This is a genomic window from Pseudofrankia coriaricola, assembly GCF_001854805.1.
Lineage (GTDB): Bacteria > Actinomycetota > Actinomycetes > Frankiales > Frankiaceae > Pseudofrankia.
The window spans coordinates 44,653-65,091 of record NZ_MBLO01000006.1 but is presented as its reverse complement, the minus strand read 5'-3'; the positions used below and the strand labels follow the sequence as shown (position 1 = coordinate 65,091).

General features: G+C 70.5%; 20 protein-coding genes and 3 pseudogenes. 12 read left to right on the top strand and 11 right to left on the bottom strand.

All coding sequences use genetic code 11. The features are described from left to right. Window positions 1-160: 160 nt before the first annotated feature. Window positions 161-808 carry a response regulator transcription factor gene (locus BCD48_RS01745; protein WP_198543032.1) on the bottom strand — a complete coding sequence of 216 codons (648 nt, stop codon included), beginning with the start codon at window positions 806-808 and terminating at the stop codon, window positions 161-163. Then, complete coding sequence (locus tag BCD48_RS01740; protein ID WP_071046443.1) at window positions 799-1,935, bottom strand: sensor histidine kinase; 1,137 nt, start codon at window positions 1,933-1,935, stop codon at window positions 799-801. The genes BCD48_RS01745 and BCD48_RS01740 overlap by 10 nt, the downstream gene beginning before the upstream one ends. Before the next feature lie 131 nt (window positions 1,936-2,066). Between BCD48_RS01740 and BCD48_RS01735 the strand changes: the two genes are divergently transcribed. Then, window positions 2,067-2,390, top strand: coding sequence for a hypothetical protein (locus tag BCD48_RS01735; RefSeq protein WP_071046442.1), 324 nt, complete (start codon window positions 2,067-2,069; stop codon window positions 2,388-2,390). Next, window positions 2,387-3,040: a hypothetical protein gene (locus tag BCD48_RS01730; RefSeq protein WP_071046441.1), complete on the top strand. Its 654-nt coding sequence runs from the start codon at window positions 2,387-2,389 to the stop codon at window positions 3,038-3,040. Before BCD48_RS01735 ends, BCD48_RS01730 begins: the two co-directional genes overlap by 4 nt. A 174-nt stretch (window positions 3,041-3,214) precedes the next feature. Here the strand turns inward: BCD48_RS01730 and BCD48_RS01725 are convergent, their stop codons facing one another. After that, on the bottom strand, window positions 3,215-3,658 hold the full coding sequence (locus BCD48_RS01725) for a VOC family protein (protein ID WP_071046461.1): 444 nt from the start codon (window positions 3,656-3,658) through the stop codon (window positions 3,215-3,217). A 676-nt stretch (window positions 3,659-4,334) separates the two neighbouring features. Further along, entirely contained in the window at window positions 4,335-4,814 is a 480-nt protein-coding gene (locus tag BCD48_RS01720; RefSeq protein WP_071046440.1) for a MarR family winged helix-turn-helix transcriptional regulator, read from the bottom strand. A gap of 115 nt (window positions 4,815-4,929) precedes the next feature. Between BCD48_RS01720 and BCD48_RS01715 the strand changes: the two genes are divergently transcribed. After that, window positions 4,930-5,640: an SDR family oxidoreductase gene (locus BCD48_RS01715; RefSeq protein ID WP_241841438.1), complete on the top strand. Its 711-nt coding sequence runs from the start codon at window positions 4,930-4,932 to the stop codon at window positions 5,638-5,640. A gap of 664 nt (window positions 5,641-6,304) precedes the next feature. Here BCD48_RS01715 and BCD48_RS01710 read toward each other — a convergent pair. After that, window positions 6,305-6,898: an NADPH-dependent FMN reductase gene (locus tag BCD48_RS01710; protein ID WP_071046438.1), complete on the bottom strand. Its 594-nt coding sequence runs from the start codon at window positions 6,896-6,898 to the stop codon at window positions 6,305-6,307. Between the two features lie 17 nt (window positions 6,899-6,915). Between BCD48_RS01710 and BCD48_RS45230 the strand changes: the two are divergent. Continuing rightward, window positions 6,916-7,248, top strand: a pseudogene (locus BCD48_RS45230) (helix-turn-helix domain-containing protein); the annotation flags it as partial. A 28-nt stretch (window positions 7,249-7,276) separates the two neighbouring features. On the opposite strand, the gene BCD48_RS53055 reads toward BCD48_RS45230, so the two are convergent. Continuing rightward, complete coding sequence (locus tag BCD48_RS53055; RefSeq protein WP_241841437.1) at window positions 7,277-8,185, bottom strand: helix-turn-helix domain-containing protein; 909 nt, start codon at window positions 8,183-8,185, stop codon at window positions 7,277-7,279. A 27-nt stretch (window positions 8,186-8,212) separates the two neighbouring features. Then, window positions 8,213-8,815 carry a dTMP kinase gene (locus BCD48_RS01700; protein ID WP_083418041.1) on the bottom strand — a complete coding sequence of 201 codons (603 nt, stop codon included), beginning with the start codon at window positions 8,813-8,815 and terminating at the stop codon, window positions 8,213-8,215. A 96-nt stretch (window positions 8,816-8,911) separates the two neighbouring features. On the opposite strand from BCD48_RS01700, the pseudogene BCD48_RS53050 reads away from it, so the two are divergent. Continuing rightward, window positions 8,912-9,120, top strand: a pseudogene (locus BCD48_RS53050) (integrase catalytic region); the annotation flags it as partial. A gap of 186 nt (window positions 9,121-9,306) precedes the next feature. After that, window positions 9,307-9,507, top strand: coding sequence for an abortive infection family protein (locus tag BCD48_RS56330; RefSeq protein WP_071046436.1), 201 nt, complete (start codon window positions 9,307-9,309; stop codon window positions 9,505-9,507). 83 nt (window positions 9,508-9,590) lie between these two features. Here BCD48_RS56330 and BCD48_RS01690 read toward each other — a convergent pair whose 3' ends face one another. Further along, window positions 9,591-10,478: an alcohol dehydrogenase catalytic domain-containing protein gene (locus tag BCD48_RS01690; protein WP_071046435.1), complete on the bottom strand. Its 888-nt coding sequence runs from the start codon at window positions 10,476-10,478 to the stop codon at window positions 9,591-9,593. 108 nt (window positions 10,479-10,586) lie between these two features. On the opposite strand from BCD48_RS01690, the gene BCD48_RS01685 reads away from it, so the two are divergent. Further along, window positions 10,587-10,994 (top strand): winged helix-turn-helix transcriptional regulator, encoded by a 408-nt coding sequence (locus BCD48_RS01685; protein ID WP_071046434.1) that lies wholly within the window; start codon window positions 10,587-10,589, stop codon window positions 10,992-10,994. Window positions 10,995-11,263: 269 nt separating this feature from the next. On the opposite strand, the gene BCD48_RS01680 is transcribed toward BCD48_RS01685, so the two are convergent. Continuing rightward, window positions 11,264-11,821, bottom strand: coding sequence for a dihydrofolate reductase family protein (locus BCD48_RS01680; RefSeq protein ID WP_071046433.1), 558 nt, complete (start codon window positions 11,819-11,821; stop codon window positions 11,264-11,266). Then, window positions 11,818-12,255, bottom strand: coding sequence for a hypothetical protein (locus BCD48_RS01675; protein WP_071046432.1), 438 nt, complete (start codon window positions 12,253-12,255; stop codon window positions 11,818-11,820). Before BCD48_RS01675 ends, BCD48_RS01680 begins: the two co-directional genes overlap by 4 nt. A 347-nt stretch (window positions 12,256-12,602) precedes the next feature. On the opposite strand from BCD48_RS01675, the pseudogene BCD48_RS48460 reads away from it, so the two are divergent. The 5 genes and pseudogenes from BCD48_RS48460 to BCD48_RS01650 all read left to right on the top strand — a co-directional run. Next, window positions 12,603-12,746, top strand: a pseudogene (locus BCD48_RS48460) (cytochrome P450); the annotation flags it as partial. A 542-nt stretch (window positions 12,747-13,288) separates the two neighbouring features. Next, window positions 13,289-14,530, top strand: coding sequence for an NHL domain-containing protein (locus BCD48_RS01665; RefSeq protein WP_071046430.1), 1,242 nt, complete (start codon window positions 13,289-13,291; stop codon window positions 14,528-14,530). A gap of 259 nt (window positions 14,531-14,789) precedes the next feature. Continuing rightward, window positions 14,790-17,381 carry a serine/threonine-protein kinase gene (locus tag BCD48_RS01660; RefSeq protein WP_131803704.1) on the top strand — a complete coding sequence of 864 codons (2,592 nt, stop codon included), beginning with the start codon at window positions 14,790-14,792 and terminating at the stop codon, window positions 17,379-17,381. Window positions 17,382-17,511: 130 nt separating this feature from the next. Continuing rightward, entirely contained in the window at window positions 17,512-18,318 is an 807-nt protein-coding gene (locus BCD48_RS01655; protein WP_198543031.1) for an FHA domain-containing protein, read from the top strand. 93 nt (window positions 18,319-18,411) lie between these two features. After that, the gene (locus BCD48_RS01650) at window positions 18,412-18,897 is read left to right on the top strand and encodes a hypothetical protein (RefSeq protein WP_071046428.1); all 486 of its coding nucleotides are present in this window, start codon (window positions 18,412-18,414) and stop codon (window positions 18,895-18,897) included. A gap of 167 nt (window positions 18,898-19,064) precedes the next feature. On the opposite strand, the gene BCD48_RS01645 is transcribed toward BCD48_RS01650, so the two are convergent. After that, on the bottom strand, window positions 19,065-20,354 hold the full coding sequence (locus BCD48_RS01645; protein WP_198543030.1) for an erythromycin esterase family protein: 1,290 nt from the start codon (window positions 20,352-20,354) through the stop codon (window positions 19,065-19,067). Window positions 20,355-20,439: the final 85 nt, after the last annotated feature.

The window sequence follows — 20,439 nt, the reverse complement described above, 5'->3', positions numbered from 1 at the left end:
TGGCCTGCGGGGTGCCAGAAGTCGGCCCGGGCCTATGAGCTGGGACGATCCGACTGTCAAGCGCCGGGTTTGGTGGAGACTGAGTTGTCACGCGCCAGCGGACTGCCAGGCGTCCTCGTTCCTGATCTGAGCGGCCGCCCAGGCGGCCTCGTGCTCTGTTTCAGATTCGCGCGTCGTAGACCAGGAGTGCGATCTGCACCCGGTTCTCCGAGCCGGTCTTGGTCAGGATCCGCGAGACGTGCGTCTTCACGGTCGCCTCGCCCAGGAACAGGGTTTGGGCGATGGCTGCGTTCGAGAGGCCATCCGCGACCGCCTCGGCCACCGCGCGCTCCCGCTCGGTGAGCGTCGCCAACCGGTCCCGGGCGCGGGCCGCACGCCGGCCGTCGCCCTTGCCGAGCTGGTGCACCAGCCGCTCGGTCACCGGTCCCGAGAACACCGACTCGCCGCCGGCCACCACGTGGATCGCCCGGGTCAACTCCCGCGGGGCGGTGTCCTTGAGCAGGTAGCCGCGCGCGCCGGCCTCGAGCGCGTCGATCACGTACGAGTCCAGGTGGAACGTGGTCAGGATCAGCACGGCCGGCGGCTCGTCCAGCCGGCCGATCCGCCGGGTCGCCTGGACACCGTCCAGCACCGGCATCTGCAGGTCCATCAGCACGACGTCCGGCCGGGTCTCCCGGCACGCGGACACCGCCACGGCGCCGTCCGCCGCCTCCCCGACGACCGCCAGCTCCGGGTCGCTGGCCAGCACCATGCGTAGGCCCGTTCGGACCAGGGCGTCGTCGTCGACCACGAGCACCTTCAGTGCCACGGCAACCGCGCTCTGAGCTCGAACTCACCGCGGGCGCTGAACCCGTGGCTCAGCGTCCCGCCCGCCAGTGCGGCCCGCTCGACGAGCCCGATCAACCCGCTGCTCGTGCCCGGTACGCCGAGCGAGCCCGTGGTACACGCATTCACCACGTCCACCTCGACGTCCTCCCCTGACCGGGCCAGGCTGACGCGCACCGGCGCCCCGGGCGCGTGCTTGCGGGCATTGGTCAGCCCCTCCTGCACGATCCGGTACACGTCCCGACCGGCGGCCACCGTCGACGCGGGCCCGGTCGACTCCAGCGCCGGGTCCATCGACAACGCGACCTCCTGCCCGGCGGCACGCGCCTCCTCGACCAGGTCGCCAAGCCGGTCCAGGCCCGGCTGGTCCAGCGAGCGCGGCTCATCCTCACGAAGGACGCCGATCGCCGATCGCAGCTCGTCGAGCGCCTGCACGGCCGAGGTACGGATCAGTGCGGCCGCGTCCCGCACGTCGTCCTCGCCGTGCCGCGGCGCGACCTCGAGACCGCCGGCGTGCAGCGCCACCAGCGAGATCCGATGGGCCACCACGTCGTGCATCTCCCGGGCGATCCGGGTGCGCTCGGTGGCGCGGATGTGCTCCTCGCGCAGGTTCCGCTCCTCCTCGGCGCGCTCGGCACGCTCGCGGTACGCGTCCAGCAGCGCGTGCTGCGACTGGATCAGCGCACCCCAGGCGGTCACCGCGGCAGCGATCGCGATGTTCACAGTCAGGGTCAGCGAGACGCCCTTGTTGCCTGGGTATACCAGCCAGAACACCCAGCCGGCGGCCACGTCCGCGACCGCGACGCCGATCGCGACCCGCAGCGACCGGTATCGGGCGACGAAGTACAGCGCGACCATGTTGGCGACGCCCGCGGAGGCGACGACGGCGGCGACGCCGGCGAGCACGAGCCCGGCCACGAGCGGGTACCGGTGCCGGCCAAGCAGCAGCAGGCACGCCAGTGCCCCGGCGCAGACGTCGACGGTGCGCCAGCTGCCCACGGGCCCCTGTTGCAGCACGTCGTACAGGAGCACGAGGCCACCGGCGAACGCGGTCAGGACGACGGCCGCCGACCGTGCCCGCCGTCGCCAGCCGCTCGTCTCCTCGTCCACAGCCGCGACTCTACGAGCCTGTCCGGCCGTGCCGAGTCCGCCTTTCGGGGGACCCCTGGTCCGCCGAAGGTCGACGGCCTTCCGTAGTTCGGGCGACGCGGCGGGGGTACCCGCGCCGGTTCGCTGGAGCCATGAACGCAGCCACCGAACACTCCCCCGGTTCCCGCCTCCACGACCTCGCTGACGAGGTCTTCGGTCCCGTCCGCGCTCCTCGCGGCACGCTCGAGCGCAAGCTCCTGCTGGTCCGCTCGGCCTTCGCGTACGGCGGCCTCATCGCCACCCTCGTCCAGGTCGTCGTGTGGCTGACGATCGGCGTGATCACCGCCCACCTCGACTCGCCCTGGTGGCTGTGGACCGCCGTCCCGGCCGCCGCCGTCGTCGGCCTGCTCACCCTCGCGCGACGCTGGCAGCACTGGTGGGGGCTCGCCGAGGCGACGAAGGAGGAGAGCCGATGAGCACCGAGCGTCGCATCACCGGCTGGGCCGCCCTGCTCGGCGGCCTGCTCTCCCTGGTCATGGTCGGCCTGTACTTCGTCTACTCCGGCCCGCCGCCATCCGCCAACGTGCTCAGCCGCAACCTGATCACGCTCGCCACCTTCACCGTGTTCCTGGTGTTCGCCGTCGGACTCGGCCGACTGCTGCGCGACCCGAACGGCGACGCGGGTCTGGGCGGCGACCTCGCGGTCACCGCGCTGCGCGCCTACATCACCGTCACCCTGGTGGCCGCCTCCCTGGAGGTCGGCACGTCGTTGCAATACCCCGACGGGCACCTCGATCCGACCGTCGACGGACCGCTCGCCGCCGGCATGGTGCTGCTGCACGGCCCCATCGCCCGGGTACTGGTCGCGGTGTTCCTGCTCGCCCTGGCCGCGGCCCCGACCGCCCAGCAGTACATCTCCCGCCGAGTGCTCCGTGGCGGCGTCGTCCTCGCGCTGGTGAACCTGGCCCTGGTCCCGTCGCTGTTCTTCGGCATGGACGCGGCGGACTTCTACGCCGCCAACGGCTGGGGCGCGGTCGCCTCCATCGGCGCAGTCAACGTGATCTGGTTCGCCGCGCTCGGCCGGTCCATCCTCCGCACACCGCGGCGCCCTCCGGCGCTCGTCTGATCAACCCCTGAAGCCGACCCCCGGTCACGTGACCGGGGGTCGGCGTCCTCCCCACGCCCGTGGGGGTGATCCGTAGATCCACACGCCCGCGACGCCCTCCAACGTCGTTCAGGGCCTGCTGCCGAGCCGCTTCGGGAGACGGGCGGGCGGCGCCGGCCCCGCGCCGGTGTCAGGTCAGGCCGGGGCGTCGGCGTCCTGCATCGAGGTCGCGAACTCCTCGGGGCCCTTCAGCGCCGCCGCCGGATCCATCCACATGACCTGCCAGCCGTGGCCATCGAGGTCGAAGAAGCTGCGCGAGCACATGAAGCCGTAGTCCTCCAGGCCATCCGCCTCGACGCCGCCCGCGGCCAGCGCGGCCTGCGCGACCGCGTCGACCTCCTCGCGGGACGACACGCTGAAGCAGTAGAGCGCCAGCGTGTGCGTGGCGGGATCGGCCATCGGCAGCTTCGCGAACTCCGCGAACTTGCTGTGGCTGAGCAGCATGACGCTGGCCTGCTCGCCGACCAGCATGCAGGCGGCGGTCTCGTCGGTGAAGTTCGGGTTGAAGCTGAACCCGAGCTTCGCGAAGAACGCCTTGCTGCGCTGGAGGTCCGCTACGGGGATGTTCACGAACAGCATGCGGCCGGGGTGTGCGGGGATGGTCACGGCGGGCCTCCAGGTCGGTAGTGCGACGGGTACGTCCTGATAGACCGGGCGGGCCGGCGGAACTCATCGGTGGAGCTCGGAGCGTCCGCGCGCCAGACCACCGGGCGGCCTCACCATCTCCATCGCGCCCATGCACGAGACGTTCGGCGAGCCATCACCGGCTCGCCAGGCTGTTGCGCTCTGCGCGGATCTGCCGCCGGCAGACCGCCAAAGCCCGCCTGGTACGCGCCACGCCACCCGAGGACTGGCCAACCATCACGGCCATTGGCCATCTACTGGCCGCGCGGCAGCACCCTCTTTCAGCAGCGCCAGCTCGCCGGCGCCCATGTAGGGGTCACCTGTAAATGAGCAGCCGGTCCTGGGAGTTCGCGTCAAGCTGAGCAGCGCTCCAGGGGTGCTGCCGGGATAGTTGAGCAGCGGACCGCTGGCCTCGGTGGTGCAGGCGGGCCTGCCAGCGAGACGTTTGCCCCGGTCAGCTGCCCTGACCAAGTAGACCTGACCACCGCTGCTCATGCAGTGCCCATTTCCGGTGGCCGCTGCTCATCTTGAAACCGAGCCCTAGACCCCCGTGTAGGGATCGCGCGGAGTTGGCCAGAGCGCGCGTTGGCAGCGCCCTTGCTGGCCAAACCGGCGCGTCCCAGGCCAGCGATTACTTGGCCACTTTCTGCTGTTCGCGGTCGGTGGGGTCCAGCGCGGATGCGGGTCCGCGGGGTGGTCTGATCCCGGCTGCCGCGAGCTGTGCCAGCGTTGCCCGCTGGGCTGCGGTCAGCGAGCTCCAGCGTTCGTTCACCGCGGTTGCCACCGCTTCTCGGACTCGCTGGCCAAACAGCCGTCCGTCCTCGGTGAGTCGCAGCCGGGTGATGCGTCGATCTTCCGTGTCGGCCTGTCGCGCGACCAGTCCACGCCGGGCCAGCCGGTCGGCCATGCCGGTGATGTTCGTCCTGTCGCAGCCCAGTAGCTCGGCCAGCTCGCCGAAGGCGGGGCGGCGGTCGCCGAGGGCACACAGCATCTCGATCTGCGCGACGGTCAGCCCCGAACGGCGCGCGACGGAGCCGAGTATCACCCGTATCTCCCGGTGCATCTCCATCAGGGCGCGGGCGAGGTCGTCGGTCTGCCCGGTCGGCTCCACGGGAGAGAGAGTACCCGGACAGTTGACATCCTCAACTAGTTTGGTCGATTATCTCGATAGATGAGATACTCAACTAATGGGAGTGGATGTGACGCAGGAGCGCAGGGTTGCGCTGGTGACGGGGGGGTCGCGGGGCATCGGCCGGGCCATCGCCGAACGCCTCGGGAGAACCGGGGCCAGCGTGATCGTCAACTACCGTGCGGACGGTGACGCCGCCGCCGGGGTCGTCGACGCGATCATCCGCGCGGGCGGCAGCGCCGTGGGGATACAGGCCGACGTCACCGACCCGGCGCAGCTCCGCGGCTTGTTCGATGCGGCCGAGCGACGGTTCGGGCGGCTGGACATCGTGGTCAGCAATGTGGGCGTCGCGCGGTTCGCGCCCGTCGCCGCCACCGCGGATGACGACTTCGACGCCTGCTTCACCACCAACACCCGCGCCGGTTTCCTCGCGCTGCGCGAGGCAGCCAACCGGGTAAGCGACAGCGGGCGGGTGGTGGTGATCTCCTCAGGGGTGACGATCACCGGCCGGCCAGGCAGCGGCGTCTACGCGGCGAGCAAAGCGGCCCTCGAACAGCTTGCCCGCGTGCTCGCGCGAGAACTCGGCCCCAGGCAGATCACCGTGAACTGTGTGCTCCCCGGCGCGATCCGTACCGACGCGCTCGCCGCCGGCGTTCCCGCCGAGATGGCTGGCAGGATGGTCGCCGAGATTCCGCTGGGCCGGCTCGGCGAGCCCGACGATGTCGCGGACATCGTGGCATTCCTTGTCTCCGATGGCGGGCGGTGGATCACCGGTCAGTCCATCGCCGCCGGCGGTGGAGCCTTCTGATCGAACCGCCGCTCGACCGACATCGCCTGGGCGCTCCCCGCGAACGGGCCTGTGCATGCCGAGAATGCCATCCGCCCTGGTCAGGGCGGTCGTAGCCGTCGGGACTGATCGTGGCCCTCCAGCGCCCGGCCCTCGCCCGGCGGGGTCGATGACTGCGCGAGGATGCCACTTCGTGCTGCTTCGGCTGACCTACCTCGGTGTCTCCAACGCGTTCGCGTTGCTGCGCCTGCTGCCCCGCGGTGACCGTGACAAGGACGTCGAGATCCTCACCCTGCGCCACCAGATCGCCGTGCCGCAACGCCAGCTCGACGGCCAACGGATCCAGTTCCAGCCCGCCGACCGCGCCCTACTCGCAGCGCTCCCGCACACGTTGCCACGGCCAACCCTGCGCGGCCTGCGCCTGCTGACACGCCCGGAGACCGTCCTGCGCTGGCACCACAACCTGATCACCCACCACCACGCCGCTATCTCACGCCCCAAGCAACGGGGACGGCCCCGCACCCTCCGCTCGATCCGTAGCTCGATCCGTACCCCGGTGCTGCGCCTGGCCCGGGAAAACAGCAGCTGGGGCTACCGGCGGATACACGGCGAACTCCTGGTCCTCGGCATCACCGTCGCTCCGTCCACGGTCTGGGAGATACGGCCTAACCGAACGCCCTTGAGGTTAGTCGGGGTAGGGCGCTTCGGCGCGTGCCTTCCGGAGTGCGGGGGCCCACCAGGCAAGCTGGTTGAACAACGCCTTGGCGTAACCGGGAGCGTCGGGATCGGTTGGCCGACCAGCATCCCAGGTCACGAAATAGTTCGGGAAGGCCAGACCGTCGCGAATGGTCACCGCGTGCAGTTCGGTGAGGACGTTCTCCAGGTGCAGGACTGCGTGTCGACCGCCCGCCGCGCCACCGTAGCTGATAAACGCTACCGGCTTGGCGGTCCACTGTGTGAAGTGCCAGTCGATGGCAGCTTTCAGTGACGCCGGGTAGCTGTGGTTGTACTCGGGGGTGACGAGGGCGAACGCGTCGGCGGCGTCGAGCCTTGCGGTGAGGGTTGCCATGCCCGCCGGGCGCGGATACGAGTCTCCCGCGTACTTCGGCGACACTGCCGGCAGGGATAGCGGGATCTCGAAATCGGCGAGGTCGACCACCTCTACGTCGAAGCTCCCGTGCGCGGCGGCCTGCTCGGCGACCCACGAGGCCACGACCGGGCCGAACCTCCCCTCGCGCACGCTGCCGACGACGATGACAAGTTTGCTGGTTGCGGTCATGCGTCACACCTTCGGTCGTGCCGCACGCTGCCAGCCAGACCGGGCGCAGGCTGGCCCTGATAGGGCCACCATCGACGGCGTACCAAGGCCGTCTCGGTCATACAGTGGACGGCGTGAGTACGCCGCTGGGTGACTTTCTCCGCGGCAGGCGCGATGCCACCCGACCCGAGGTGCTCGGCCTGCCCGCCGGCCCCAGGCGCCGCGCTCCGGGGCTACGACGGTCGGAGCTGGCAACGCTCGCGGGCATCAGCGTTGAGTATCTCGTCCGGATCGAGCAGGGCAGCGACCGCAACCCGTCGCCCTCGGTCGTCAACGCGCTCGCCGAGGCGTTGCGCCTCGACGTCTCCGCGCGGGAGCATCTGCGATACCTGGCCATGATCACCGGCGGCGCGTGTGCAGCTGGTGGTGTTCCTTCCCACCGACGACCCGACCGCAGATGCGGTGAACCGGTTGCGCAGGAAGGGTGGTGCCACCCTGCGCGCCGTCAACTGAGAACGCGGAGATCTTACGCGGACCATGCCGGCGATGTATCAGGGCGAGTGTCACCGGGAGTCGTCGTGTTCGCGTTCCGTGAATTGGTACCAGAGCAGCCGCGCTGGAGGAGTCCAGAGTCGATGAGGGCGTTCGCCCCTGTACCTGCCGAAAAGTACGTCCGGGCAGGTCAGGCCGCATGATCCGGATCCGAAGCGTGGAGTGTTCGATCACGGCGAGGATGTGCAGGCGTGTCCCGGTGAGGGTGACGGTTTCGAAGAAGTCGGCGGCGAGGATCGCGTGGGCCTGGGCGCGGAGGAAGTCGGCCCAGGTGGTCGCGGTCCGCTCGGGCGAGGGGGCGATGCCTGCCTGGTGCAAGATATCCCAGACTGTGGACGGGGCCACTTTGACGCCGAGGACCAGGAGTTCAACGTGGATCCTGCGGTAGCCCCAGCTGCTGTTCTCTTGGGCCAGGCGTAGTACCGGTGCTCGGATCGAGCGCACGGTGCGGGGCCGGCCAGACCGCTTGGGACGGGAGGCCGCGGCGTGCTTGCGGGCGATCAGATTGCGATGCCACCGCCGGACGGACTCCGGACGCACCCGTGGCGGCAGGCTGCGCAGGGTCGGCCGCGGCAGCGCATGCAGGAGCGCGGCGAGCGGAGCACGGTCGGCGGGCTGGAACTGGATCCGTTGGCCGTCGAGCTGGCGGTGCGGCACGGCGAGTTGGTGCCGCAGGATGAGGATCTCGATGTCCTCGTCCTCGACGAGGCCGTTCCGGACGTCGACGCGCTGTGCCATGTGTGCCGTGCCGTGCATGTGACGGCGTGGAACCGAGGGCAGCCTTCAGGCTTGGCCCTGATGGGTGCTGTCGAGGTGTTCGCGGAGGGCTCTGGCCACCAGGTGCTGCGGCGCGGACGCGTCTATGACGACGAAATCGTCGAACTCGGAGAGGGCGCGGTAAGCATCGTCGTAGGCAGCGAGATGCGCGGGGTCCTCCAGGTCGCGGCCTCGGGCCTCGACGCGGCGGGCGGCCTCCTGGGCGGGGACGGCCAGATAGAAGGTGATGTCCGGCCGGGGAAACGTGGTGTACAGGGCGCGGGCAATCCGCTCGCCCCGGTCGCCGCGGGCGCGGATCATGGCATACTGACAGTAGGTGTAGCGGTCCATGACGGCGGTCCGCCTGGTGACGACGGTAAGCAGAATCGCACGGGCGATCGTGACCCAGCGGCACAGCGTCTCGGCGACCACACGACCGTGGCGGCCAAGCAGACGCCCGCCGTCGCGCAGGCCGAGCCGCTGCGCCACCCTGTTGACGATGCGTCGCCCGGCGGCGTTCTTGAAGTATCGCGCTGGCGTCCCCGTCGCGGTCAGCTCGTCGGCCAACCAGTGCGCCAGCGTCGTCTTCCCGGCGCCGTCGACTCCTGTCAGGATGATCAATTTCGGCATCAGGCGCACGCTTGACGGTATCTGCTACAGGATTGTAGAAGTTCGTCGGTGTGCCGACATCCGTGGGGGCACTGTTGCATCGAGCCAGGCCAAGCGATCTTGACCGTCCTGAAGACCCTGGGGCTACCTCCCACGCCGGCACGACAGACCGGCACGACCTGGCGCCAGTCCTACATACCCAGGCCTCGACGATGCTGGCCGTTGACCTCTTCCACGTGGACTGTGCCGTGACGCTGCGGCGTCTGTACTGCTTCTTCGTCATGGAGGTCGGGTCCCGATACGTCCACCTCGTCGGAGTCACCGCGAAGGGAGCCCTGACCGGCCAAGATCCACCGGCAACCGAAGGGCCACCATCCCACCCAGGCGAGCGCGAACGAGAGGGGTCGCCGATTCCCGAGCATCACGCACTCAGCGATCCGGAGCGAGAACGATCGCTACAGACCGCACAGGTACCGAAGAGTCAGGATGAACTTCAAGAACCAAGCAGGCGCGTGTCAGGAAACGGTACCGAGAACTCCAGTCTGACAGTTCTCCGCAACCGCGCCGGCACCGGCCACGGCCCGACCGCCACCCGCACCAGCCTAGGCACCCGGCACGCTCATCTCGCGGTCAACGCCGCCCTCACCTGGTGCCAGCTCATCCTCGACACCCTCGCCGATCCAGAGGCCCCCTGGCGCAAGAACCCCGGGTGAGTCCGCCGAGCACGCCGAGCGCAGCCAGCGGAACGTGGCTACGTAGCAGGCTCAGGCGTGCTTGACACGCCGAACTCCAGTCCTCACGGCACCAGCAGCCAGCGGCCGGCGGAGCCGGGCGCCGCCATCGCCTCCGCGTAGACCTTGGCCGCCTCGGCCAGCGGGCGCCGCGCGGCGATGCGGACCGGAGCCTCACCCGTGGCCGCGAGGGGCAGCAGCTCGCCGAGGCTGGCGCCGTCCGGCTGGGTGAGCACGACGGAGACGGCGATGCCGCGCTCGGCCGGCACATCCCGCCCCGGCTTGGTGCCCACGAAGCGACCGGCGTCGCGGACCGCCGCGATCGCGGCCTCCTGGAGGGCGGCGGCGTCGAGGACCGCGTCGTACGTCGGCCCGGGCAGCTCGGTCAGGACCGTCGACGCGCCGGCGGAGCGGGCGATCTCCTCTGCGCCGGGCCGGACGAGGGCGTCAACGGCCCAGCCGTCGCGCTTGGCCAGGGCGACGGCCCAGCCGCCGACGGAGCCGGCGGCTCCGGTGACCAGGAGCCTGCCGCGCTCCGGGCCGAGCAGGTCGAGCGCCTGGCGGGCGGCCAGGGCGCTGAGCACGCCCGAGGCGGCCTCCTCGGGCGCGAGGCCGTCAGGGACCGGGGCCACGGCGTCGGCGGGGACGACCACCTCGGAGGCGTGCGCGCGGCTCGGCGCGGCCGGGTCGGCGTGCATACCGGCGACGAGGTCGCCTGGCTTCAGCCCGGTCACCTCCGGGCCCACCTCGAGCACGGTACCGCTGAAGTCGAAGCCGAGGCCGATCACGTCCGGCAGGCCGAGCGTGGCATGGTCACCGGCGACGAAGGCGTCAAACAACGTGAAGCCGGCGGCCGCCACGCGGACGCGGACATCAGCCGGGCCGAGCACGGGTGACTCGACCTCCTCGACGGCGGGCGTCGGGTCGGAAGCACGGGATATGAGTGCATACATTGTGTCGTTCCTTCTGGATCTACCGGCCTGGACGACACCACCATCGGCGACTTACTCTCCAATGGGAAGTAGGCACTTTGAGGTGGTGTACCCACCCGGAGGTACGTGATGGCGGGAACGGCAACCGCGCAGCAGATCGAGGCGGGCGCGACGGGCTACGACGCCTTCGCCCTGAACTGCCCGAGCCGGCGGCTGATCGACACGCTCGGCGACAAGTGGGTGAGCCTCGTCGTCGTCGCACTCGGAATCCGCGGGCCGTTGCGCTACTCGGAGCTGGCCGCGCAGATCGAAGGGGTCAGCCAGAAGATGCTCACCCAGACCCTGCGCGGCCTCGAGCGCGACGGCCTGGTCACCCGCACGGTGACCCCGACGGTGCCGCTCCGGGTCGACTACGAGCTGACCGACCTCGGCCGGTCGCTGCTCGTCGTGCTCGGCCACCTCAAGGAGTGGGCCGAGCTCCACATGGGCGCGGTCGACGCCGCCCGGGCGTCCTACGACGCCACGAACGCGTCCTAGCCGCGGTCGGCTCAGCAGCCGGCGGGTTGTGGACGTGAACCTCAGGTTCCGGAAGTGCCGGCGACCTGTCGGTGGCCGTCTAGAACTGCCCGCTCGCGGCCAGTGGGTGCCCGATGACGGCCACTACGGAATGTGGTGGACCCAAGGGAAGGTTCTTCGACGACGATGGTCACGGACCCGGCGTTCGAGAGCACGCCTGTGTCGACCTCGGCGTTGTGGCGGAGTTGCCAGGCCCGCGTGCCCAGGGCAGCCGACCTTCAAGCCGAGACTCAACTGGGCTGGTACCGCAGAGCGACCGCCCCCGACCGGAACTCCTGGCGCCCCACGAGCTTCAGCTCGAGCCGCTCGCTCAGGCCTGCGAACAACGTCGGCCCGTGGCCCGCCACGATGGGCTGCACGACGAACTCGTACTCATCGATCAATCCCAGATCCGCCAAGGCCAGCGGGAGGGTCACGCCTCCCACGAACAGTCCTCTGCCAGGCTCCCCCTTGAGCTGCGCAACGGCTTTCCCCAGGTCACCCTGCACAAGCTCCGCGTTCCAGTCGACCCGGTCCAGGGTGCCCGACACGACGTACTTCTTTGCCCCGTCGATCGTCCGGGCGAAGGGGACCATCCAGTCAGCCATCCAGTCAGGCCACGTTCCCGTCGCCGGCTGCCGCCACGCTTCCATCATCATCTCGTAGGTCACCCGGCCGAAGAGAAGGGCATCGGCTCGTTCCAGACTGTCGGCCCAATAGCGATGCGACTCCTCGTCCGGGATCATCCCCACCCGGTGGTCGCAGCAGCCGTCGAGGGTGACGTTGATCGAGTATCGGAGCGGTCTCATAGGATGCTCTCCCTTGCTGCGGTCGCAGGCACCTGGCGGACCGTAATCAGACCCGCGCCGCCACCCTTTCTCATCGGTCCCCCGGTCGGACCCGCCGGGAGGGCGCGAGGATCGCACACCCGTGGCACCGAAGGACCTGCGCCCTGTCCCGCGAGGTGGGTTTTTGCCTCGTCGAGTCCAGCGCCGCAGAGCAGCTGGATCTCGATCGAACAGTGCGCGTCGAAGTTGGCCTCCTTGGCCCTCCAGACCGTCAGGACGTCCGCCAGCGCACCGGCGTTGAACAGCTGCACGCAGCCCACCCGCATCAGTTCGACGTCGGCGTCCCAGCCAAGCGCCGTCTCGGCACGCACCATTTCCCGCACCTCGCCGAGATCCGTCGCGACGGGTCGCAGGCCATACCGCTGGACCCACGCCTCCCATGACTCCTCGTCCACCGCGCGGCACCTCCCGTCACGTCACGGTCCCGGCCGAATGGTCGCATACGCGTGGCCGGCAGCGGGACGGCACTAATGGGAGCCGCCGAAACTCCGGCCTCGACACCGGCGACACCATGAGCACCACCGCGCTGCGCGCAAAGGGACGCACAGGCCGCCGAGCTCGGACCGTCACGAGGGTCTGCCGCATCGAGCCAAGCCGCACGATCTTGCCCGTAGATCTTCCTACGAACTGGCCTCAGGAGCCGAATGGACCACCCTCGGCCACCCCTTTGACCGTCCCCGAGACCTCCGGACCGGAGATCCACAGTGAAGGCCCCTTGACCTGGCTCGATGCAGCAGACCCCGCCGGGCCCGCCCGCTTGGAGAGCCGGATCGCCCTCGAGGAGACCCTGCGGCGCTTCCCGACCTGGGAGGTCGACCACGCGAACGCCGTCCGCCTGCACACCAGCACCGTCCGCGGCTACGAAAAGCTCCCCATCGCCATCTGATCCCACCCGGCCCGACCTCCGCGGAGACCGAAGCCGACCGCCCGTCGCCGCACCCGACTCGCCAGCCCACTAGGCTCTCCGCGATTTGCCAGGCAATGCTCCCGTTTGGGAGCGGATCGCCGGTCTCCATTGCGGGCGAGGATAGGACGGTCATGACGGCTGGTTCGACATCGGTCGACGGCACTCCGCCGACGGATGACACACCTACCGGTTCGGAAACGACGTGTACGACTGGTCCGCCGGACGTGCCATCGGCGACCGCGGCGCCGGTCGACCCGCCGGCCTCGGACGCCGATGTCGCACCCGATCCCGCGGCGGCGCCAGCCGACGCGGGCACCCCGGCCAGCCCACCGCCGGGCAGGCAGCACTCACCGGCGCCGACGGCCGAGCCCGGAACCGCGGGCTGGGCCCCGCCGACCGGAAATCCCTGGCCGGCGCCCATGCCCCCGTCACCGACCGCAGTGTGGGGAGGGCCCGGCGGCCCGAGCGGGAACGGCCAGGCCATGGGTGGCCCGGGTCGAGGTGACCAAGGCTCGGGGGGCATGTCCGGGCCGGGCAATGAGCCGCGTGGGCAGCGCCCTGCGTTGCTGACCGGGCTCGTCATCGGCCTGGTCGTCGCACTGGTGGCCGGCGTCGTGGTGATCGGTGTCGAGCTGCGCGACCGGGGGAGCTCGTCGCAGGCCCCGGCTGCAGCCCCCGCGGCTCCCGAGCAGCCGATCGTCACCCCGTCGGCCTCGCCGACCCCGGCGTACAAGCCGGCTCCCGTCCGCGGACCCGGACCCGCCTACGCGGGCGAGGCGTTGCAGTTCGTGAATCTCAGACCGGAATACGTGTCGGTCCGTCAGGACGGCACGCTGTACGTCTCCGGCTATTCGAACGCGGCCACGCTCTACTGGATCGACGCCGACGGCACGGCCGTGCCGGTTGTCGGTGACAAGCCGGTGGCCACTCTGAGCGAGGAAGCGGGAGCCCTGATACCCGGCGCCGGGCAGGTCGACTGGGACGACGCGGGCAATCTTTACGTCCCGGACATCAACGGCTACCGCATCGTCAAGATCGACCTGAAAGGCGTCGTGACCCCCGTAGCCGGCAACGGCACCCCCGGCTTCTCCGGCGACGGCGGCCCCGCGACGGAAGCGCAGATCAGCAGGATCGAGGAGGTCGCCGTGCTCGGCGACGGCACGGTCTACTTCGCCGACGACGGGAACCAGCGGATCCGCAAGGTCACACCCGACGGCGTCATCACCACCATTGCCGGCACCGGTCAGCCCGGCTTCAGCCGCGGCCCGACGACGGCCGCGTCCGCCAAGCTCGGCGGCCCGAACACCATCGAGGACGCCCCGGACGGCAGCCTCTACGTCACGAACATCGTCAGCGGAACCGTCCAGCGCATCGACCCCGCCGGCCGGCTCACCACCGTCGCCGGCGTCGGCGGCTGGGACATCAGCTCGACCGGCCGCGCAGGCGAGGGCGGCAGGGCCACCCGGGCGAAACTGACCACCCCCAGCGTCGGCCTCGGCCCCGACGGTTCGCTCTACATCGTCAGCCCTCCGCACGCCAATGTCCGCAAGGTCGGACCGGACGGAATCATCAGGACCATCGCTGGCACCGGGCACGAGGGCGCCGACGGCGACGGCGGCTCGGCAATGGCGGCGACGTTCCTCTATCCCAGGACGGTGGCGATAGACGTCACCGGAGCGGTCTACGTCGCCGACAGCGGGAACTACCGCGTGCGCCGGATCTCATCCGACGGCACCGTCACCACCGTCGTCACCTCGTCGTAACGACCGTGGTCGCGTGATCGAGATCGGCAACCGGCGCCGCAACCTGTTGGGTGCCAGAACGCGGAAGCGGCTCGGGGCCCACCCAGACAGTTGGGCGAATAATGTGGGTAGTAGCGTCGGAGCAACCTCTGGACTGATCTTCGTCACCGAGCCGTCGAGACCCGCCCACAGACTCACAGGGAATGTTGCGACAGTGCCTCAGGAGCCGATTTCACTGCCCCGGTACCGGCTGACCCAACCGCCGCTGTCCGAGACCCGCATGAGCATTGTCTACCGTGCGACGGATACCCAGCTGAACGACCGACCGGTCGTCGTCAAGATCCTCTCTCCGCAGCTCGCGCACATTCCCCAGTATCGCGAACGGTTCTTCCGCGAGGTGCGGGCCGTGGCCACGCTGCGGCACCCGCACATCGTCGACGTCTACGAGGCGGCCACGGAAAGGACCGCGGAACAAGCCGCGGCCGGGCGCTACCAGGGCAGCGGTGAGCAGGAGCCTCTCTACCTCGTCATGCCGTACATCGAGGGCTCCAGCCTACGCGGACTGCTCGCGGACAACAGGCAGCTGGACCTCGCCACCGCGGTCCGGCTGTGCGAGCAGATCGCGTCCGCGCTGGACTTCGCCCATCGGAGGGGAATTGTTCACCGCGACGTCAAACCGGGGAACATCCTCGTCGAGTCCGAGACGGGACATGCCTACCTGTGCGACTTCGGCATCGCCAAGGTGGGCTTCGAACGGGCGCTGACCGCCGTGGGCGGCTTCCTCGGAACGCCCGACTACTCGGCGCCGGAACGCTTCGACCCGGCCCGGTTCGAAGAGCTGCCCATGGCCCTCCGGCCGACAATCGAGCGGCCGCCGCGCGAGGTCGCCGAGGAGAAGCTCGTCGACATCTACGCGCTCGGCGTCGTGATGTACGAGTGCCTCACCGGCAGCCGCCCGTTTGGCCAGCTCGGCGAGCAGGTGCGGCGGGACCCCCCGGCCCTGACCGAGCTGCGCCCCGACCTCCCGCCCGCGCTCGACGACGTGCTGCGGGCCGCGATGGCACGCGACCCCACGCGTCGTCCGTCCTCCTGCGCCGAGTTCGCGAGCAGGCTGGCGGCCGCGGCCGCCAGCCTGCGCTCCGCCCCGTCGCCGGTCGGCCCGGCCTCGCCACCTTCGACGACGACGCGGTTCACCTGGACACCGCCGAGCACCCCGCCAGACCTACCGTTCGGCGCCCCGCCGCTCCCGCCCGGCGGGGCCTGGGGCCCGCCGCCGGGCTCGCCGCCCCCGGCCGACGCGCTCACCGCGTCGCCGGCCGGCGCGACTGGGCAGACCCCGACCGGTCAGGTGGCGCCCGGGCCCGGGAGGCGTCGGCTCGTGGCTGCCCGGCGGGTGGCGGCGCGGCACAGGCGGCCCCTCATCGCGGCCGGGGCGAGCCTGATCGCCGTCGGCGTGCTGCTCGGAGCCACGCTCCCGGCCGCCCTGGACAAGCCGGGAGTCGGAGACCGGCCCGACCAGCGGCAACTGGTCCGAATTCCCGAACCGCTGCGCGCCGACTGCGCCCGCGACAAGCCGGCGGGCGGGGCCGACGTCGTGGTCTGCCACGACGTCGACCAACCAGTCCAGTTCTCCTTCTTCGCCAGCCTCGACGAGATGGACAGCGCCTACGGCGCCGCGACGCGGGACGCGGGGGTCAGCCGTGGCACCGGGGACTGCAGCGTCGCGGTGGGCACCGGCGCCGAGCATCGCTATCCCGGCGTGGACGCGAGCCCCGGCGGCCGGCACGGGCGCCTCCTCTGCCACACGCGCGACGGCACGACCTCCCTCGTCTGGACGGACGACAAGGCGATGGTTCTGGCGACGGCCAGCAGCCGCGCGGGCGACGACCTGGCGCTGCGGGAGTCCTGGAGCCGCTGGGTCGGCCTGAAGGCCTTCCCCACCACCGAGGAGAAGGCTCTGGTCAACCTGTACGACCTCAAGGACTGCCGCCGGCCGGCCGCAGGGACTCTCGAGCGGTTCCACGGCATCGTCGCCGCCATCGAGTGCGCTCCGCCGAACGCCGACGAGGGCGCGACGACGGTCTGGTACTACCAGTTCACGGCCCTGGACGGGCTTCGGTCGACCTACGACGCCCAGGTGAGCGCCGTGCAGGCGCCCAAGGACACATACTGCGGCGATGGTGGCGAGAACCCCGGCACCCTCGGCACCAACCAATGGGACCTTCGCGGTGTCGACCTGGGCAACCTGCTGTGTTACCGCGGCTCCGGGGGCGTTCCGACCATGGAATGGACTCTCGAGTCCATGCGTGTCCTTGGCCGGGTGGTCGGGCACGATCCAGCGGACCTCGCGACCTGGTGGGCGGGCAACCACGGCCCGTCGCAGGTGGAGATCACCAAGGCGGTCAACCGCACTTCCACTCCCCCGTTCCCGACCGCGGCGGAGCGGCAGTTGCTCACCCACATTCCGCCGGCGGCCCGGGTCGACTGCATGCGGCTGTCCGAAGACCAGGTCAAACAGAACGTCGGCGACCAGAAGCCGGTGGCCGCCATCGCGTGCGACTCCCAGGCCGGCAATCCGCGGATCATCTTCTATTACCAGATGGCCGACGCCGCCGCGTTGGCGGCCACCCTCCGATTCAACGATCCGGGCACGGACGCCGACTGCACCCAGCAGCCACCGGACTTCCTCGGCGGCGCCCCCTACCTGAACAACGGCGACACGGGACGTCTCGTCTGCGGCACGAACCAGAGCGGCGCTCGATACCTGATCTGGTCGAACGACCGGCTGAACATTCTCGCCTGCGCGTTCGGCAGCCGCCTTCCCCCCGCGGACCTGATCGCCTGGTGGAGCGCCAACGCCGGTCCCCGGTAGGGCCGACCGGAGACGCCGCGCCCGGTGCCCTGGTGCACTAGGTGCACCTGGTGCGGATCTTCCGGGTTCGGGACCCCTCCCGGAGCGGGAGGGCTAACCTGTCGCCACCGAGCCGGGAGGTGCGGGAGTCGTGAACTCGCTGGGCCGCGCCGGATCGAGCCAGATGGACCTGCTGCCACGGGAGATCGGCAGCCTGGCGCACTGGCAGCCGGAGGCGCCGCCGGGCACGCTGTTCGCCGTCGGGGCCAACGGCGGGATGCGAGTCGCCCCGCGGCCCGGACTCTCGCTCGTGTTCGGGCGCTGCGAGCCCGAGGTCCACGTGTGCGTCGGCGCCGACGACCAGTACGTCAGCCGCCGGCAGGGGCACATCGGCTGGGCCGGCTCACGCTGGGTCCTGACCAACGAGGGCCGCCGGCCGATCCGGCTGCCGGTGACCCGGCTGCTGCTCGGCGGCGACCAGTCACCCCTGGCGAGCGGCTACACGCCGCTGTTCATCGTCGCCCCGAACCAGGAGCACCTGCTGGAGATCCGGATCATCGGTCGGCCGGCTCCGCGGCGTCCGGAGGACGGGCCGGACGCCCAGACGCGGGAGGGCGAGGTCTGGCCGCTCAGCGAGGTCGAGAAACTGGTCCTGGTCTGCCTCGGCCAGAGCTACCTGCGAGGCGACCCGCGTCCGCAGCCGTTGACGTGGAACCAGGTCGAGGCGGAGCTGAGTGAGCTGCGCCCCGAGGAACGGTGGACCGGCAAGCGGGCGGCGCACGTCGTCGCCGCCGTCCGCCGTCGCCTCTCGCTCGCCGGGGTGCACGGGGTGATGGAGGACGAGGTGCCGCCGCCGGCCACCTTCATGATCAATAACAACCTGATCGTGGAGCTGCTGACCAGCACCACCCTGGTCCGCGTGGACCTGTCCCTGCTCGAACGCGAACTCCCAGGTTGACCCGCCGACGGTGGTGGAGTCGACCCAGGTCGGGTGCGGGCCGAGGACCGCCTTGGGAAGAGGCGGAAGGCAGCCCGGTAGGAGAGATGCGAGATGGTTGTTACGCGGTCCGGGGCTTGTTTCCTGCTCGGCCTGCTGGGCCTGGGTTTCGCGGCGGTGCTCGCCGGCTGTGGCGCTGACGCGGAGCCCGCCGGTACCGGGGCGGCGCCGGCATCCGTCGGTGACCGGCCGGCGTCGGGCTCGCCGTCCACAGCGGGATCTCCGACGTCGGCTCCCGCGACGACTCCGGCGCTGCGGGAGGCGCGAGACGGCCGGGACTTCGCTGCCTGCCTGGACCGGGACTGTCAGGTGGAGGTCACCGCGGGCGACGTCATCCAGTTCGCCCCCGAGTTCGTGACGAACACGTTCCTTGTCGACCAGACCGCGGGCGAGCGTGTGGACTTCCGGGTGCGGGACGACCGGTCGGGCGCGTTGAAGGGCTACGTCGCGGGCGACGGCAGCGTCGACACGGGTGATATCCACGTCGACGTGACCTGGCTGGCCGACGGCAGGCTGGTCCTGACCTTCCGTCCTCGGTAACGGCCGGGTGCCGTACCGGGCGAGTCCAGCCCGACATCGGCCCAGCTCACAGGCTCCGGCCGACTTTTCGCACCCCGCAGGCGTCCGGCGCGTCGGGCCGGAAACGCCGATCTTGAAACATTCCCACCAACAGCGGAAAGGTTAAAGATCAAGCCATGACGACGCGTTCAGAATGTGACCGTGCGGTCTCTGGTCACGGTCGGGGTGGCGATGACCGCGTCGAACGCGTCGCCCAGCGGGGTGTGGGTGACCGCGCTCTGCGTACGGATGTCGGTCAGCAGCGGGCTGCCGTCAGGAGCCGTGGGCGCTCGGCGCAGGTCCGTGAAGGTGATCTGTTCGCGTAGGCCCGCGCCGACCAGCGCGGCTTCGATGCTGCCCGGCTGCGGCTCGGGAAGGTCCTCGTCCCCGAGGGTGAATCCCACCGGGGCCGCGGGATCCGGGTGCATCTCTGGCACATGACCGTCGGTATGCGTGAGGCCGATCGCCACGTAGTCGTTGCCGAGCATCCGGGCCAGGTGCTGTCCCATCGGCAGCGCGGTGGTGGCGGGGCCGAAGACGTTCGCGGTCTTCTGGATGTGGTTGTTGTGCGCCGCGAGCACGATCCGGGCGCCGGGCGGCGCGTGCTCGAGCTGCCAGCGCAGTGTCTCGGCCATGTAGATGTCCCGTGTCGACAGGTCGGCGGTGCGGCCCGTGCCCGAGTACAGGTCGTTCATCGCGCGGAACATGTAGTCCACGGCGCAGGCCCCGGCCACCAGCCGTTCGGCGACCGCGTAGCTGTGGGCATCCCCGCGGGCCTCGACCAGTGGTTGGATCGCCCGGAGGCGCAGCTGCAGGCGGGCCAGGACGGCGGTCAGCTCGTTCTGCTGGGCGGCGTCGAGCCGGGCCCAGGCCGGGGCGGCCGAGGCGCCGGAACGCAGGCCCGCCAGGAACGAGTCGCTGATGCGCAGCGCGGTCTCGACCAGGGGCGCGGAGTCGGGATCGGCGATGGCCAGGTAGTCGGCCAGGGGTTCAAGAACGGGGCGCAGCGCGCCGCCGGCGTCCGGTATGTCGATCCCGACGAACCGCAGCGGGTTGCCGCTGGTGGTGTTGTGCTCGCGCAGCCAGGCCAGCAGTCCGCCGGCACCCCAGTCCGCGGCGGCCGGGCTGACCTCGCCGAGGGTCCGGCCGTCCTGGCCGGCCAGCCAACGGTCGAGCACGCCCGCACCGGCGAAGCTGAACTCGAACGCGAAGACACTGAACCCGCAGCGCTCGGCCAAAAACCGCAACACACGCTGACGGATCGTGGAGAACTCCTCGACGAAATGGGCGTTCTCGCCGATGGCGGCGACGCGCGCGTCGCCGACGATCTCCCGCAGAGGTTCAAGATCCGCAAGGTCCGCGCTGGGATCGATCGTGGTCAGGACGGTGCTGTGTTCGCGGATCCACCCGGCTGGCAGGACAGAAGGAATGGCGTTCACAGGGTCCTCGTCTCGTGGTGGGCAGGGGGCTTGCCGCTGCCGTCGCGGCGCGCACACCCTCCGGGGCCGCGGGGCAGGGGTGGTT